This window comes from Enterobacter sp. SENG-6 (genome assembly GCF_001605945.1).
GTDB lineage: Bacteria > Pseudomonadota > Gammaproteobacteria > Enterobacterales > Enterobacteriaceae > Enterobacter > Enterobacter cloacae.
The window spans coordinates 1-14,128 of sequence record NZ_LOMM01000011.1 but is presented as its reverse complement, the minus strand read 5'-3'; the positions used below and the strand labels follow the sequence as shown (position 1 = coordinate 14,128).

Genomic DNA, 14,128 nt, shown 5'->3' with positions numbered 1-14,128 from the left:
TTATTCCTCAAAAAATCATTAAACGTCGCGGTTTTCCTTCACGGGCGCGGGAGGCGCCGTGCCGCTGATTTTCGGCACACACTCGTGACGAAACCAGTCCAGAGTCAGCGGTTCGCGATTCAGTATGCGACGTCCCACCGGGATCAGCTGTTCGCCCACCAGCATACCAAACAGGCCAAGCAGGGCGACAACCGGCGGTGCCGGAGAGTGGACGTTGAGCAGAGCGTAAATTACCCCAGCCAGCACGCCGCACACCAGCGAAATTATCCAGGCCTTCATGATGACTCTCCTGCCGGATGGTGAACCACTGCCGGAGCGCTGACCACGCTGTCACGGGCTAACAGATGGCGCGTCGCCTGCTCCCCGGCCAGCATCCCCAGCAGGCCAATCAGCGCCAGCGCGGGCGGCGCGGGGGAGCGTACCTTCAGCGCGGCATACATCAGGCCGATCAACACGCCTGCCGCAAGGGATATCAACCCTGTACTCATAGAGAACTCCAGAAAGCAGTCAGTGGCAGGCCGGATGAGGGACCAGCCTGCCGCCGGGACTTAGCGGGCCGGGACCGGCGCTAAGGTACGGTGCTCGCTCTTCTGACGAGACGGCGCTTTGTGCACCATGGTGTAAGCGTAATCCACGCCCATGCCGTACGCGCCGGAGTGCTCGCGCACGATATCCATCACCGCGGTGTAGGTCTCTTTACGCGCCCAGTCGCGCTGCCACTCCAGCATCACCTGCTGCCAGGTCACCGGGATCACGCCCGCCTGGATCATGCGCTGCATGGCAAAGTCGTGGGCTTCTTTGGTGGTACCGCCAGACGCGTCCGCCACCATATAAATTTCGTAGTCGCCTTCCAGCATTGCGCACAGGGCAAAGCTGTTGTTACACACTTCGGTCCACAGACCGGCAACCACCACCTTCTTCTTGCCGTTGGCTTTCAGCGCGTCGCGCACCTTCTGGTCATCCCAGGAGTTCATGGAGGTACGCTCCAGAATGTCCTGGCCCGGGAACACGTCCAGCAGCTCCGGGTAGGTGTTACCGGAGAAGCTTTCAGTCTCTACGGTGGTGATGATGGTCGGGATGTTGAACACTTTGGCCGCTTTCGCCAGCGCCACGGTGTTGTTTTTCAGCACCTGGCGGTCAATAGACTGCACGCCAAACGCCATCTGTGGCTGGTGGTCGATGAAAATAATCTGACAGTTCGCAGGGGTTAATACTTCGAGCTTTGAAGAGGTCATAGCATTTTCCAGTGGTTAAGGGTGAAATCGCCGTGAGTGCCACGCCGATAAAGTCGCCCCCATCCTGCGGCCTTCTGCGCCTGTGCGTAATTATCTCTTCGTATAGTTAACCTTAGGTATAGTTATACTTTGGTATACCTATCCTATTGTATAACTGGATCTTTGCCGAAACCGGTTCCCATAATCCTGACCATTCCCCTCTCAGTCAGGAGCAGTTATGGTTACCCTTGGAAAAGCCGATCTCATTCTGGTTAACGGCCAGTTTCACACCGTCGATCGCGAGAATCCTGTGGCGGAAGCCGTCGCCGTGCGCGACGGAAAATTTCTGGAAGTGGGTACCGTCGCCGAGGTGATGCAACACCACTGCGACGGCACAAAAGTGGTGGATTTAAAAGGCCACACCGCCATCCCCGGCCTGAACGACTCCCACCTGCACCTCATTCGCGGCGGGCTGAACTACAACCTTGAGCTGCGCTGGGAAGGCGTGCCGTCTCTGGCCGATGCCCTGCGGATGCTGAAAGAACAAGCCCTGCGCACGCCATCGCCACAGTGGGTGCGCGTGGTGGGCGGATGGAGCGAGTTCCAGTTTGCCGAACGCCGCATGCCAACCCTGGACGAAATTAACGACGCCGCGCCGGACACCCCGGTCTTTATCCTGCATCTCTACGACCGCGCCCTGCTCAACCGCGCCGCGCTGAAGGTGGTTGGCTACACCAAAGACACGCCAAACCCGCCGGGCGGCGAGATCCAGCGCGACGCCAACGGCAACCCGACCGGGATGCTGATCGCCCGTCCGAACGCCATGATCCTCTACGCCACGCTGGCCAAAGGGCCGAAGCTGCCGCTGGAGCAGCAGGTTAACTCCACCCGCCAGTTTATGCGCGAGCTGAACCGTCTGGGGCTGACCAGCGCCATCGACGCGGGCGGCGGCTTCCAGAACTACCCGGAAGATTACGAGGTGATTGCCGAGCTGCACGAGAAGAAGCAGATGACCGTCCGCATCGCCTACAACCTCTTTACCCAGCGTCCGGGCCACGAGCTGGAAGACTTTGAGAAATGGACCGACATGCTCACGCCGGGCCAGGGCAGCGACTTTTTCCGCCATAACGGCGCGGGCGAGATGCTGGTCTTCTCCGCCGCCGATTTTGAAGATTTCCTCGAACCACGCCCGGATCTCGCACCAGGCATGGAGGATGAGCTGGAGCGCGTGGTGCGCCATCTGGTAGAGCACCGCTGGCCGTTCCGCCTGCACGCCACCTACAACGAGTCCATCAGCCGCATGCTGGACGTGTTCGAAAAAGTTAACCGCGATATTCCGTTCAACGGCCTGCACTGGTTCTTCGACCATGCGGAGACTGTCACCCGGGCCAACATCGACCGCATTAAAGCGCTCGGCGGCGGCATTGCCGTGCAGCACCGTATGGCCTTCCAGGGCGAATATTTTGCCGAGCGTTACGGCATTGAAGCCACCCGCCATACGCCACCGGTGGCAAAAATGCTGGAGACCGGCGTACCGGTGGGCTTAGGCACCGATGCCACCCGCGTGGCGAGCTACAACCCGTGGACCGCCCTCTACTGGCTGGTCTCTGGCCGTACCGTCGGCGGGATGCAGATGTACGATCACAGCGCCCGTCTGGATCGCGACACCGCCCTGATGCTCTGGACCCAGGGCAGCGCATGGTTCTCCAGCGAACAAAACCAGAAGGGGCAGATCAAAGTCGGCCAGCTCGCCGACCTGGCGGTGCTGAGCAAAGACTACTTCCGCGTGCCGGAAGAGGAGATCAAAGGCATCGAATCCGTCCTGACGGTGGTCAACGGCGATATCGTTTACGCCGCAGGTACCTTTGGCCCGCTGGCCCCGCCAGCCATTCCGGTTCTGCCCGAGTGGTCCCCGGTGGTGAAGGTGCCGGGCCACTACCGCAGCGCGCCGCCGCAGGCCACACGCGTGGGTATGAACGCCGTCCACCACTGCAGCGGCCCGTGCGGGGTGCACAGCCATCAGCATGATTTTGCCCGCACGTCAGAGATACCGGTGTCGGACGATAACGCATTCTGGGGGGCGCTGGGCTGCAGCTGCTTTGCATTCTGATGAAAAACACCTTTGCTCCGCCCCGGGTCGACCTGGGGCTGTTTTTTCTGCGCCTGACCGGCAGCCTGCTGTTGCTGTACGTGCACGGCCTGCCGAAATTGCTGCACTTCAGCGAAGAGCTGACGCGCATTGAAGATCCGTTCGGCTTCGGGCCCTGGGCGAGCCTGATCCCGGCGATTGTCGCCGAGGTGATCTGTCCGCTGTTTATCATTGCGGGTGTCTACACCCGCCTGGCGTGCCTGCCGATTATTGCCGTGCTGCTGGTGGCGATGCTGGCGGTTCACCCGAACTGGTCGATTGCCGAAGGGCAGTTTGGCTGGCTGCTGCTGATTATCTTCACCACCCTTGCCCTGACCGGGCCGGGCCAGTGGCGGCTGCAGCGTAAGGTAACGGAGAAATTTGCATGACCCAGGTTAACGACGTTCGTGACGCCCACGTCGAAACGACGCCCGCACCGACGGTTTCGCCCTGGCAGCCGCTGAGCCAGCCGGTGTTCCGCATGCTGTGGATCGCCACGGTGGTCTCTAACGTCGGCTCATGGATGAGCGACGTCGGTATTAACTGGAGCATGCTGAGCCTGAGCGCCGATCCGCTGGATATCGCGCTGGTGCAGGCGGCCAGCAGCCTGCCGATGTTCCTCTTCGCCCTGCCGTCCGGGGTGATGGCGGACATCGTCGACCGACGTAAATACCTGCTCTTCTCCCAGCTGTGGGTGTTCATCGCCGCCGCCGGGCTGGCGGTGCTCTCCTTCACCGGCCACGTCACGCCTGCGGTTCTGCTGGTGACGACGTTTCTGCTGAGCGTGGGGGCGGCGATGAGCTCGCCGCCGTTCCAGGCGGTGGTGCCTGACCTGGTGAGCAAGCCGGAGCTGGGTGCCGCCGTGGCGCTGAACTCACTTGGGGTGAACATCAGCCGGGCGATTGGCCCTGCGCTGGGCGGTTTTCTGCTGTCACTGGCCGGGCCGTGGATGGTGTTTGTCCTGAACGCGCTCTCCGTGGTCGGCGTGGCGTGGGTGCTGTGGCGCTGGCGTCCCGCACCGACAGTGCAGCGTCTGCCGCCGGAGCACTTCTTCTCGGCGGTGCGCTCTGGCATCCGTTACGTACACGCCGCGCCGGTGCTGCGCAACGTGCTGGTGCGCACGGTGGCCTTCTTCGTTTTTGGCAGCGCGGGCTGGGCCCTGCTGCCGCTGGTGGCGCGCCGCGAGCTGGGTTTAGGCCCGGCGGGCTACGGCGTGATGCTGGCGTGCATTGGCCTGGGGGCGATCGCCGGGGCCATCCTGCTGCCGCGACTGCGCCAGCGGCTGAACGCCGACCGCCTGATGGTGGCCGCCAGCCTGACGTTTGCCCTCACCATGCTGGCGCTGGCGTTCGTACGCCACTTCTGGCTGCTGAACCTGTTTGAGTTTTTCACCGGCTTCGCGTGGATTGCGGTGCTTTCCACCCTCAACCTCGGCGCGCAGCGCAGTGCGGCACGCTGGGTGAAAGCCCGCGCGCTGGCGGTTTATCTGACGGTGTTCTTCGGCTCGATGACCGCCGGCAGCGCCCTCTGGGGACAGATCGCTTCGCAGTTTGGCACCCCGGCTTCGCTGGTGGTCGCCACGCTGGGAATGGTGCTGGCGAGCGCGACGGTGTTCCGCTGGAAGCTGGAGAAAGATCCTGATTTAAATCTCGACCTCAGCGGCCAGCCGCTGGACGGCATCGAGATCGACCTGCCGAACGAGCGCGGCCCGGTGCTGGTGTCGCACGAGTACATCATCGACCCGCACAACGCGAAAGCGTTTTTGCAGGCAGTGCACGAGCTGCGCCGGGTGCGCCGCCGCGCCGGAGCGATGAGCTGGGCGGTGTATGAGGATATCGAACGCCCCGGACTGTTTATCGAGACCTTCCTGATGGGCTCCTGGATTGAGCATCTGCGCCAGCAGGAGCGCCACACCATGAATGACCTCCTGCTGCAGAGCCGCGTTCTGGCTTTTCATCAGGGCACAACATCACCGGCTATTCGCTACCTGGTCGCGCCGGTATAACCATAACCATCACCTGTACAGGAACACACTATGGCAACGTTTAAGGCAAAAGACGGCACGCAGATTTACTACAAAGACTGCGGCGCGGGTAAACCGGTTCTCTTCAGCCATGGCTGGCCGCTGGACGGCGACATGTGGGACAGCCAGCTGAACTATCTGGCCGAACGCGGCTTCCGCGCCATCGCCTTTGACCGTCGCGGTTTTGGCCGCTCGGATCAGCCGTGGAACGGCTACGACTACGACACCTTTGCGTCCGATATCAACGACCTGATTACCACCCTGGACCTGCAGGACGTGACGCTGGTGGGCTTCTCCATGGGCGGCGGCGACGTGACCCGCTACATCAATAACTACGGCAGCGCGCGCGTGGCCGGTCTGGCGCTGTTGGGCGCGGTCACGCCGATCTTCGGCAAATCCGACTCCTTCCCGCAGGGTGTGGATCAGAGCGTGTTCGACGGTATTCGCGACGGCCTGCGTAAAGATCGCGCCCAGTTCATCAGCGACTTCGCCACCCCGTTCTACGGCATCAATGCCGGGCAGACCGTCTCTGCCGGTGCCCTGACCCAGACGCTGAACATCGCCCTGCTGGCGTCACTGAAGGGCACCATCGACTGCGTGACCGCGTTCGGCGAAACCGACTTCCGCCCGGATATGGCGAAAATCGACGTGCCGACGCTGGTGATCCACGGCAGCAACGACCAGATCGTGCCGTTTGAAAGCACCGGCAAGCTGGCGGCAGAGATGATCAAAAACGCCACGCTGAAGGTGTACGACAACGCGCCGCACGGCTTCGCGCTGACCCACCAGGACCAGCTCAACGAAGATCTGCTGGCGTTTGTGAAGTCGCTGTAATTTTCTGTAGGCCGGGTAAGGCGCAGCCGCCACCCGGCGCTTTCGCAGACGCGTTCCGCTCCGCCAGCAGCCGACAAATCTCCGCATGCTTCTCCTCGGTAAAGGTAAAGCGCGACATAAAGCCCATGCGGATCAACGAGCCAATCGCCGGTAACAAACAAATCCCGAAGAACAGCCCCGACAGCACGCCTTCGCTCTGAAGTTGCGCCTGCGGCACGTAACCGATCATCGTCAGAAACACGCCGATGAGCCCGCCGCCCACTGCCACCGACATCTTGCCGGTAAAGGTCTGCCCCGAGAAGGTGATCGCCGCGCAGCGCTTGTGAGTGTGGTACTCCGCGTATTCAATGGTGTCGGCAATCATTGACGAGGTAAGGATGTTGGTCATCATCACGAACAGCGTGCTCAGGCCGAGCAGAATGAACAGCATCGTCACCTGCTGATAGCCGATGAACCACATCACCACGCGCACCGCCACGTCCAGCCCGCAGAGGATCATAAACAGCTTCCGCTTCTGCATCCGGCGCGTCAGCATCGGGGCCACCAGGCACAGCACCGCCGCCACAATACCCATCACGCCAATCGCCATCTGCAAGCTGCCGTCGCCCAGATTATTGATAAAGAAGTAGATATACAGCCCGCCCGCCACGTTGTGGAACACGCAGAAAAAGAACGACAGCAGGACAATAAACAGCGGCTTGTTCTGGCGCAGGTTGTGGAAGGTGTCGCGGATGGTCACCTTTTCCGGGCTCGGCGGCACGCGCTCTGTGATCTGCATAAAGCCGTTGAGCATCAGCGGCAGGCCCACCAGCATCATCACCAGCGCCGCCATAAAGTAGCCTTTGTCATTGCTGTACTGGGCGAAGAACGCCGCCAGCTTCGGGAAGAAGATGTTGGCGCAGGCAATCCCCGCGTTCACCCCGAGCATCGCCGCCGTCACCGCGCGGGTGCGCTGGGCGGAGTCGTTGGTCATCACCGACGACATCGACCAGAACGGGATATCGGAGATGGCATACAGCGTCCCCCACAGGATATACGTCACCCCGGCGTAGAGGATTTTGGTGGTCATGTCTGCTTCGATTTTATAGAACGACAGCAGCGTGACGCCGGTGATCAGCAAAGGCGCAATCAGCAAAAAGTGGCGAAACTTGCCGAACCGGCTGTTAATGGTATCCATGATGCTGGCAAACAGCGGATCGTGAACCGCGTCCCACGCGCGGGCAATCAGGAAGATGGTACTGGCCGCCAGCGCCGAGATCCCCAGCACGTCGGTGTAAAAATAGTTAATAAACGAACCCACTAAACCAAAGCTAAAACACTGACCTAAACCATAGCCAAAATAAGACCACAACTCGCGAGACGGTATTTTCATTGTCATTGCCATTGTTATATGCCTGCCTGGTTGCCCGGCGGTCGGCCGCCGGGTCGATATTATTAGCCCTGCGCCTGCGGGGCGATCTTGCGCAGCTGTTGCATTAATGCGATTTCACGGCGTGAGAACGGAATGCCGTTCTCCTCAAACACGTCGTGGAACCAGAGGCGGCAGTAGTCCGTGGACTCCTTCATCACCACCGGCCACGGCAGCCACGTCTGGGTTTTGCCGCGCACCAGCCCCCACTGATACGGCGCGACCTTCGCCGCGTACATCAGCGGTAGCTGCTCTTCCATCGTGCTGCCCACGTGGCGCGCCAGCCATTCGGTGCAGAACAGCGGGCGCCCGAGCTTTTGCAGTTGCTGAATAATCGCCGTCATGCGGCCGGTGTGGGTGTAGGCGTGGAAGCTCACCACGTCCGAGAGTGCCAGTGCGGTCTGGTCCAGCGGATGCTGGAAGAACGTCTCGCCCTCCTCTTCCGGCGGCAGACGCCACGCGCAGACGGTGAGCGGCTGGGTCGGGTCTTCTTCACGCACCCACTGGAACGCCAGCTTCATCAACTCGTGCGCGCAGGTCTCCAGCTTCGCGTCGTACTGCACCTCCTGCGTGCCCGTCGCGAAAATGCCGCGGTTGCCCGGCTCGTTATAGATATCCCACAGCAGCACGCGCTTATCGTCGCGGAACTGGCGAACAACGTCGCGGATATAGCGCTCAATCTGCGGCCAGCAGTCAGGATCGCACACCTTGTCGCGCCCCGGACTCGCCGCCGCCTGACTGTTGTGCTTGCCCGGTACCGGCGGCTTTTGCGGGCCGAGGTACGGCTCGTCGCCGGAGAAGCCGCAGTCGTCCATCAGGGTCAGCATGGTGCTGAAGCCGCGACCGTCGGCAATCGTCAAAAAGCGGTCGATGCGCGCCATCAGCCCGTCGCGGTCGTGCTCCCAGACGATAAACGGCAGATTAATGCGCAGGGTGTTATAACCCGCCTCCGCCGCCCAGCCCAGCTCGCGCTCGATGGTGGCGGCATCGAAGGTCTCTTCCTGCCAGATATCGGTCCAGTTCACCGCCGTCGACGGCAGGTAGTTAAACCCGCACAGCCAGCCTTTCTGCTGATACCACGCCTGTGCCTGCTCCCTGCTCCACTGCTCTTTCATTACGCGTCCTCTTACTGATAATATTTAGCTAATAAATATTAGTTGCGGGGTAAATGCGCAAATCACGGCGTTTAGAAAAGCGACGGCCCTCACAAAGTTCACGCTTCGATGAATGAGAAACGTGATCGACGGCGCTAAAGCGTGCGGTTAGGGTATGATGCGAAATCGCGAAAGGGAGAGGACGGATGAAGCGAAAAACGAAAGTGACGATGAACGATATCGCGCGGGCGGCAGGGGTGTCGCAGGCGACGGTATCACTGGTGCTTAACCAGTCCCGCAACATCAAGCTCAGCGACGACACCCGCCAGCGGGTGATTAACGTGGCCACTGAGCTCGGCTACGACCGCCTCCCCGCCGTTCACGCCCCGCGCAACCAGGAAGAGATCGCCCTGCTGGTGAGCTCCATGCAGAGCTTCGACCCGTTTATCGACGCCATCAGCCAGGCGCGGGAAGCGGCGTGGCGCAACGAGACCCTGCTCACCGTCTACGACTACGGCGACGACATCGAGCTGGCGCTGAACATCATCCGCCAGCTGGAGAAGCGCAACTGCATCGGGATTATTCTCGCCTCCCCGGTCACCACGCTGGTGGACATGACGGCATTCCAGGACTGCACCCGCATCCCGCTGGTGCTGCTCAACCAGCGCGACCCCGGCTCGCCGCTGCTGCCGTCGTTTATCCCGGACGACTACGCCAACGCCTTCCAGGTGACTAAGCACCTCATCGCCTGCGGGGCCACGCGCATCGCCCACATCACCGGCGAGAGCTGGATGGAGGCCTCGCGCCAGCGTCTGGCGGGCTACCAGGCGGCGCTGCAGCAGGCCGGACTCGCGTGCGACGATAGCCTGGTGCGCCAGACCAACTGGCAGTTCAGCGAGTCCTTTACCGCCACCACCTCCCTGCTGGAACTGGCCGAGCGCCCGGACGCCATCTTCTGCGCCAGCGACTGGCTGGCGATTGGCTGCTATCAGGCGCTGGCGGTGAACGGCGTGCGCATTCCGCAGGATATGCTGCTGGCGGGCTACGACGACCAGAAGATCTCCGAGCAGCTCACCCCGCCGCTGACCAGTATCCAGCTGCCCTACAGCGAGCTGGGACGGCTGGCGGTGGAGTACCTGTGCAATCAGGAAGATGCCGCCACGCACGTGACGCTGGCGGGCAGGCTGAAGGTGCGCGCCTCAAGCCCCGGCTGAGGTAAACACCATGCCCGCATAGGGCTTCTCGCGACACGCCGCCAGACGCGCGGCGAGGCTGCCCACGTGCAGCTCCAGCTTGTGCCCGTCCGGGTCGAGAAAATAGAACGACGCCCCCTCGCTTTTATTCTGCTTCCAGACGGTGACGCCCGCCTGCTCAAGCCTGTACGAGAACGGTTCAAAATCTTCTTCCGCCACGGTAAACGCGTAGTGGGTGTAGTCGCTCTCCTGCGGCGGCACATACTGGCGCGCCTCGTCGTACGACAGGCAGACCCACAGATCGCCACAGGTGAGATAGGCCCCTGTATTCCAGCGGGCATGCAGCGCTAGCCCCAGCAGCTCGTGCCAGAAGGTGACGCTTTTTTGCAGGTCGCTGACCGCGAGGGTCAGGTGGTTGAGAGATTGCAGCATGACGTGCCCTTTTGTTTTTTGCGCCGGACGTGATACGGTAAAAGCATGAACATAAACCACGCCGTGCTCACCGTAAACCGCTGGTGGCTGCCTTCTTAAAGGCGGCACGGAGTAGTTTTCCCCATTTCAGATAGCCGCCGAAAGGCGGCTTTCTCACATCTCAGACCCCTTTCGGCAGTTGCACATTAAGGAGTCTTTATGAACGCACCCACCATCCTCACCGGCGACCGTCCAACCGGCCCGCTGCACCTCGGCCACTTCGTCGGATCGCTGCGCCAGCGCGTGGCGCTGCAGCAGACGCACAACCAGTTTGTGCTGATTGCCGACCTGCAGGGGCTGACCGACAACGGCAGCAACCCGCAGAAGATCCGCGACAACATTCCCGAAGTGCTGGCCGACTACCTCGCCGCGGGCATCGACCCGAACCTGACCACGATCTGCCTGCAGTCCGCCCTGCCCGCCCTCGCCGAGCTGACGATGCTGTATATGAACATCGTCACCGTCGCCCGCGTGGAGCGTAACCCGACGGTGAAAAACGAGATTGCGCAGAAAGGCTTCGCCCGCTCGCTGCCGGTCGGGTTTATGGCCTACCCCATCAGCCAGGCGGCGGACATCACCGCGTTTAAGGCCGAGTGCGTGCCCGTCGGCGACGACCAGCTGCCGATGATTGAGCAGACCAACGAGATTGTGCACAAGATGAACAGCCTGCTGCCCGCCCCGGTGCTGCGCCACTGCAAGGCGATGCTGAGCGACACCAGCCGCCTGCCCGGCATCGACGGCAGCGCCAAGATGTCGAAATCGCTGGGCAACACGCTGCACCTTTCTGCCAGCGAAGAGACCATTCACCGTGCGGTCAGCGCCATGTACACCGACCCGAACCACCTGAAGGTGAGCGACCCGGGGCAGATTGAGGGGAACGTGGTGTTTACGTACCTCGACGCGTTTCATCCGGACAAGGACAAAGTGGCGGCAATGAAGGAGCACTATCAGGCGGGCGGGCTGGGTGACCGGGCGTGCAAGAACGAGCTGGAGGCGTGCCTGCAGGAGCTGATTGCGCCGATGCGGGAGCGGAGGGCGATGTATATGCAGGATAAAGGGGAGCTGATGGCGATGCTGAAGCGCGGGACCGAACGGGCGCAGGGGGTGACGCAGGGGACGTTGAGGGAGGTGAAGGTTGGGCTGGGGGTGCCGGTGTTTAGTTAAAGTCGATTTAGCGGTGGAGTGCGTGGGAAGAGCACGAAGCCGCTTTGTAGCCGATTAAAATAATAGTTAAAGCGCAAGAGTCTCTTAAATGCATTTTTAGCTAATGTCGTTTGTTATTCTGTTGAGAGCGCTATATTCATAGATTCTTTATATTTTTCGAACGTCGTAGAAAATGTTATGAGCAAGTTTATTATTTCCATGCTGAATACATTACTTTGTGTTTTTGTGATTGTGTTATGCCTCATATGCGTGGGCGTCACTGATAACTGGAAAGAATGCACTATAGCTATAATCATTACTTTAGGATGCGCACATTTCATGGCCGTTTTACTGAATCGTGTATTGCCTCATAAGTTATCTATTTTAGAAGGAATACTTGAATTATTGGGAGGACCACTATTAGTAATAGGCACAATTGTGTGCTTTGATGTATTCGAACCCTGGCCGCTAAAAATCATTGGGATGTTTGCGTGGATTGTTTTGATTTTCTTTGTACCTTCAATAATAAGTCCCAGGCGTTAATTCGGTCTCTTTATAAATATCTGCGCCATTTCTTCCCCCATGGAATCCAACATAATGAATCCCACTCTTTCGCAGGTCATAGAAGTTGTACGTCAGTCCTCAGGACATCATCGCAAGCGCATTGATGAGAACACCCTGATCGAAGCCGACCTCGATATATGCGGCATGGATGGCGATGCCCTGATTGAAGACTGCGAGGACGCGTTTGGCGTTACGCTCGTCACTGAAGAAGATGGTTATGAGAAAACTTTTTCTCTCGCTGAAAACGAGTTTCTTTTTAGCACCGAGGGCATAGATTACTTTGGTATCTGCCGTTTAATTCGCAGGTTGCGAGGCATTCCCGAACCTGTGATACGCGATTTAACCGTTGGCGAACTCCATGCTGTATTGGTTAAGGCTGTGAAAGAGCAGATAAAACACGAGTGATTTTTTCTTACTACGGGCATGGGATACATGCCCGTTACCTATCACTTTGGTCAGTTCAATGTCACCCGTAACCGTATTGAAGTTCAGATAGAAAAAATCTGCGTTTAACCGTTCGGGTGTCGACCAGACCTCCTTCACTTCCAGGCTACGCTTTTTCTTCACATACCCTAACGTTTCGAGATAAGCGCGCAACGGCGCAGCACTGGTAGCGCCTTTAAAAATGATACTGTTTGAAGGTTCGTAACCATCGCCCGAATGCGCCTCAAAATAATAGTCGTCCGTTACTTTAGGGGCGTTTTCAATCTCCCCGTCTGTCAGCAGGTGGTAGTGGAAAAAATCGTTTTCTGTATAAACAGTCGTGTCATCAGAACCGTATGCCACAAGGCAGACAAACAGCCATCCGAGGATAAATACCGTGGCAGTCGAAAGTACGTACCACTTCAGGACTGTTGACGGGATTGTCGAAAAAATCTTCAATGAAATATCTCATGCCCGTTTCAGGCTGCATATCTTTCGGATGACGAACATCAGTAGTGCGGTAACGACGACCATCATCCCACCCAATACCCACAGGAATGATGGGTCTGCTTCACCATCAGCAAACCCCAGACCGGTACGATTTAAAAAATCATTGCTGGCTTGAGATAAGTAATCGAGTAAACCTCCCAAAGGAAACAGGACAATAAAGAAGGAAGCAATGAGGCATGCCAGACCAATCAGGATATTATTTTTTAACTTTGCATGAAGCATAATCGACCCTTCCTGTTACATCTATATGCCCATATGCCATCAACCCTTTGCCACCAGGAACACGAATCTTCTTACGTGCGAGCAAAGATTGTCTGACCAGCTGAAAATCAGGGATATTATAGAACGTTATGCATCCCCACGACTCTCCTTCGCCATTCGGCCTCAATGGGTGAAGCCTAAATGATCCTCTGTCGACCCCATTCACAAATACGTTATCAGCCATGGTCGATGCATTAAACAAGCCGAACCATTCAGAATGATCGGTCCCGTTCTTTAAGTCTTTTACAAATCGCCCAACACGATTAGCAACACTTCCTTCCGGTGAATCAACGATCCAATATGTACCCACCGGTAACGCAGCATTCCTGATAAAGGCGCACTCTGCAATATTGGTTACGGGTTCGACACCTGAAAAAACAGGAAATGCCCCAACCCCATAGACGTGTAATGTCAATGTTCTTCCATCTGCGGAGACATCGTTGTAATCCATCCTACAAATTTGCATAGCAATCTCCCTGTCGCTTTGCGGAGAATGTTACAACCGTTTTATTGGGTGTACCAGCGGAATTAGATAATTCATTTAAAAAAGAAAAATACGGACACGTGTATTCAAGCCCGTATTAACCTATCCTTTTACATGATTACAGAAGGGATATTTTAGATATTATTCTTACTCTGCCAGACCATTTCTGCGCTTCACCATCGGTATATCCCCAGTATCATTCAACGCACCCGGAAATGTTTTTAACCACTGCGCGACTTTCTGTTTATTTATATTCACCACACTCATCCCTTCCAGACATCCCCATAATTCTCTTGTGATCTTGACCCGCCATTTCCGGACAGCTTTTGTATCTTAAGTTAACGATGCCCGCTGCCGCCGGTATTCTCTCGGAGAGTG

16 protein-coding genes and 1 pseudogene are annotated in these 14,128 nt (G+C 58.3%); 7 read left to right on the top strand and 10 right to left on the bottom strand.

Features of this window, described 5'->3' with window-relative positions:
* Positions 1 to 18: 18 nt before the first annotated feature.
* The 3 genes from AX755_RS06395 to AX755_RS06385 are packed head-to-tail and all read right to left on the bottom strand — an operon-like array spanning position 19 to position 1,235.
* The gene (locus tag AX755_RS06395; protein ID WP_062856486.1) at positions 19 to 279 is read right to left on the bottom strand and encodes a XapX domain-containing protein; all 261 of its coding nucleotides are present in this window, start codon (positions 277 to 279) and stop codon (positions 19 to 21) included.
* Entirely contained in the window at positions 276 to 488 is a 213-nt protein-coding gene (locus AX755_RS06390; protein ID WP_062856485.1) for a DUF1427 family protein, read from the bottom strand. Before AX755_RS06390 ends, AX755_RS06395 begins: the two co-directional genes overlap by 4 nt.
* A 60-nt stretch (positions 489 to 548) precedes the next feature.
* Positions 549 to 1,235 (bottom strand): hydrolase, encoded by a 687-nt coding sequence (locus AX755_RS06385; RefSeq protein WP_013095411.1) that lies wholly within the window; start codon positions 1,233 to 1,235, stop codon positions 549 to 551.
* A 217-nt stretch (positions 1,236 to 1,452) separates the two neighbouring features.
* On the opposite strand from AX755_RS06385, the gene AX755_RS06380 reads away from it, so the two are divergent.
* Genes AX755_RS06380 through AX755_RS06365 form a run of 4 tightly spaced genes read left to right on the top strand, consistent with a single transcriptional unit; the run spans position 1,453 to position 6,199 of the window.
* Positions 1,453 to 3,324 carry an amidohydrolase gene (locus AX755_RS06380; protein WP_062856484.1) on the top strand — a complete coding sequence of 624 codons (1,872 nt, stop codon included), beginning with the start codon at positions 1,453 to 1,455 and terminating at the stop codon, positions 3,322 to 3,324.
* Positions 3,324 to 3,731, top strand: coding sequence for a DoxX family protein (locus AX755_RS06375; protein ID WP_062856483.1), 408 nt, complete (start codon positions 3,324 to 3,326; stop codon positions 3,729 to 3,731). The genes AX755_RS06380 and AX755_RS06375 overlap by 1 nt, the downstream gene beginning before the upstream one ends.
* A complete protein-coding gene (locus tag AX755_RS06370; protein WP_062856482.1) occupies positions 3,728 to 5,347 on the top strand; it encodes an MFS transporter in 1,620 nt (539 codons plus the stop codon). The genes AX755_RS06375 and AX755_RS06370 overlap by 4 nt, the downstream gene beginning before the upstream one ends.
* A 30-nt stretch (positions 5,348 to 5,377) precedes the next feature.
* Positions 5,378 to 6,199, top strand: a complete 822-nt coding sequence (locus AX755_RS06365; RefSeq protein ID WP_023293378.1) for an alpha/beta fold hydrolase — start codon at positions 5,378 to 5,380, stop codon at positions 6,197 to 6,199.
* On the opposite strand, the gene AX755_RS06360 is transcribed toward AX755_RS06365, so the two are convergent.
* Together AX755_RS06360 and AX755_RS06355 are read right to left on the bottom strand one after the other, a co-directional pair.
* Entirely contained in the window at positions 6,162 to 7,583 is a 1,422-nt protein-coding gene (locus AX755_RS06360; protein ID WP_062856481.1) for an MFS transporter, read from the bottom strand. The genes AX755_RS06365 and AX755_RS06360 overlap by 38 nt on opposite strands.
* Before the next feature lie 50 nt (positions 7,584 to 7,633).
* The gene (locus AX755_RS06355; protein ID WP_062856480.1) at positions 7,634 to 8,722 is read right to left on the bottom strand and encodes a cellulase family glycosylhydrolase; all 1,089 of its coding nucleotides are present in this window, start codon (positions 8,720 to 8,722) and stop codon (positions 7,634 to 7,636) included.
* 185 nt (positions 8,723 to 8,907) lie between these two features.
* Here AX755_RS06355 and AX755_RS06350 point away from each other — a divergent pair, with 185 nt between their 5' ends.
* Entirely contained in the window at positions 8,908 to 9,915 is a 1,008-nt protein-coding gene (locus AX755_RS06350; protein WP_062856479.1) for a LacI family DNA-binding transcriptional regulator, read from the top strand.
* Here the strand turns inward: AX755_RS06350 and fosA are convergent.
* The gene (fosA, locus tag AX755_RS06345; protein ID WP_062856478.1) at positions 9,901 to 10,326 is read right to left on the bottom strand and encodes a FosA/FosA2 family fosfomycin resistance glutathione transferase; all 426 of its coding nucleotides are present in this window, start codon (positions 10,324 to 10,326) and stop codon (positions 9,901 to 9,903) included. The two genes, AX755_RS06350 and fosA, sit on opposite strands and share 15 nt — an antisense overlap.
* A gap of 198 nt (positions 10,327 to 10,524) precedes the next feature.
* Between fosA and trpS the strand changes: the two genes are divergently transcribed.
* Positions 10,525 to 11,529, top strand: coding sequence for a tryptophan--tRNA ligase (gene trpS / locus AX755_RS06340; RefSeq protein WP_062856477.1), 1,005 nt, complete (start codon positions 10,525 to 10,527; stop codon positions 11,527 to 11,529).
* A 576-nt stretch (positions 11,530 to 12,105) separates the two neighbouring features.
* Positions 12,106 to 12,477 carry a hypothetical protein gene (locus AX755_RS24350; RefSeq protein WP_058679390.1) on the top strand — a complete coding sequence of 124 codons (372 nt, stop codon included), beginning with the start codon at positions 12,106 to 12,108 and terminating at the stop codon, positions 12,475 to 12,477.
* On the opposite strand, the gene AX755_RS06335 is transcribed toward AX755_RS24350, so the two are convergent.
* The 4 genes and pseudogenes from AX755_RS06335 to AX755_RS26040 all read right to left on the bottom strand — a co-directional run.
* Positions 12,412 to 12,954, bottom strand: coding sequence for a hypothetical protein (locus tag AX755_RS06335; RefSeq protein ID WP_224085174.1), 543 nt, complete (start codon positions 12,952 to 12,954; stop codon positions 12,412 to 12,414). The two genes, AX755_RS24350 and AX755_RS06335, sit on opposite strands and share 66 nt — an antisense overlap.
* 9 nt (positions 12,955 to 12,963) lie before the next feature.
* Positions 12,964 to 13,227 (bottom strand): hypothetical protein, encoded by a 264-nt coding sequence (locus AX755_RS06330; protein ID WP_038981718.1) that lies wholly within the window; start codon positions 13,225 to 13,227, stop codon positions 12,964 to 12,966.
* A complete protein-coding gene (locus AX755_RS24345; RefSeq protein ID WP_306458811.1) occupies positions 13,202 to 13,717 on the bottom strand; it encodes a DUF2778 domain-containing protein in 516 nt (171 codons plus the stop codon). Before AX755_RS24345 ends, AX755_RS06330 begins: the two co-directional genes overlap by 26 nt.
* Positions 13,718 to 13,897: 180 nt before the next feature.
* A pseudogene (locus AX755_RS26040) lies at positions 13,898 to 14,047 on the bottom strand (SymE family type I addiction module toxin); the annotation flags it as partial.
* Positions 14,048 to 14,128 lie beyond the last annotated feature (81 nt).

Bases quoted from the DNA above. Each gene is read 5' to 3' on its own strand.
- AX755_RS06385 (WP_013095411.1), bottom strand. From the start codon at position 1,235: ATGACCTCTTCAAAGCTCGAAGTATTAACCCCTGCGAACTGTCAGATT.
- AX755_RS06350 (WP_062856479.1), top strand. From the start codon at position 8,908: ATGAAGCGAAAAACGAAAGTGACGATGAACGATATCGCGCGGGCGGCA.
- AX755_RS06355 (WP_062856480.1), bottom strand. From the start codon at position 8,722: ATGAAAGAGCAGTGGAGCAGGGAGCAGGCACAGGCGTGGTATCAGCAG.
- AX755_RS06380 (WP_062856484.1), top strand. From the start codon at position 1,453: ATGGTTACCCTTGGAAAAGCCGATCTCATTCTGGTTAACGGCCAGTTT.
- AX755_RS24350 (WP_058679390.1), top strand. From the start codon at position 12,106: ATGAATCCCACTCTTTCGCAGGTCATAGAAGTTGTACGTCAGTCCTCA.
- AX755_RS06395 (WP_062856486.1), bottom strand. From the start codon at position 279: ATGAAGGCCTGGATAATTTCGCTGGTGTGCGGCGTGCTGGCTGGGGTA.
- fosA (WP_062856478.1), bottom strand. From the start codon at position 10,326: ATGCTGCAATCTCTCAACCACCTGACCCTCGCGGTCAGCGACCTGCAA.
- AX755_RS06375 (WP_062856483.1), top strand. From the start codon at position 3,324: ATGAAAAACACCTTTGCTCCGCCCCGGGTCGACCTGGGGCTGTTTTTT.
- AX755_RS06360 (WP_062856481.1), bottom strand. From the start codon at position 7,583: ATGGCAATGACAATGAAAATACCGTCTCGCGAGTTGTGGTCTTATTTT.
- AX755_RS06390 (WP_062856485.1), bottom strand. From the start codon at position 488: ATGAGTACAGGGTTGATATCCCTTGCGGCAGGCGTGTTGATCGGCCTG.
- AX755_RS06365 (WP_023293378.1), top strand. From the start codon at position 5,378: ATGGCAACGTTTAAGGCAAAAGACGGCACGCAGATTTACTACAAAGAC.
- AX755_RS06330 (WP_038981718.1), bottom strand. From the start codon at position 13,227: ATGCTTCATGCAAAGTTAAAAAATAATATCCTGATTGGTCTGGCATGC.
- AX755_RS06370 (WP_062856482.1), top strand. From the start codon at position 3,728: ATGACCCAGGTTAACGACGTTCGTGACGCCCACGTCGAAACGACGCCC.
- trpS (WP_062856477.1), top strand. From the start codon at position 10,525: ATGAACGCACCCACCATCCTCACCGGCGACCGTCCAACCGGCCCGCTG.
- AX755_RS24345 (WP_306458811.1), bottom strand. From the start codon at position 13,717: ATGGATTACAACGATGTCTCCGCAGATGGAAGAACATTGACATTACAC.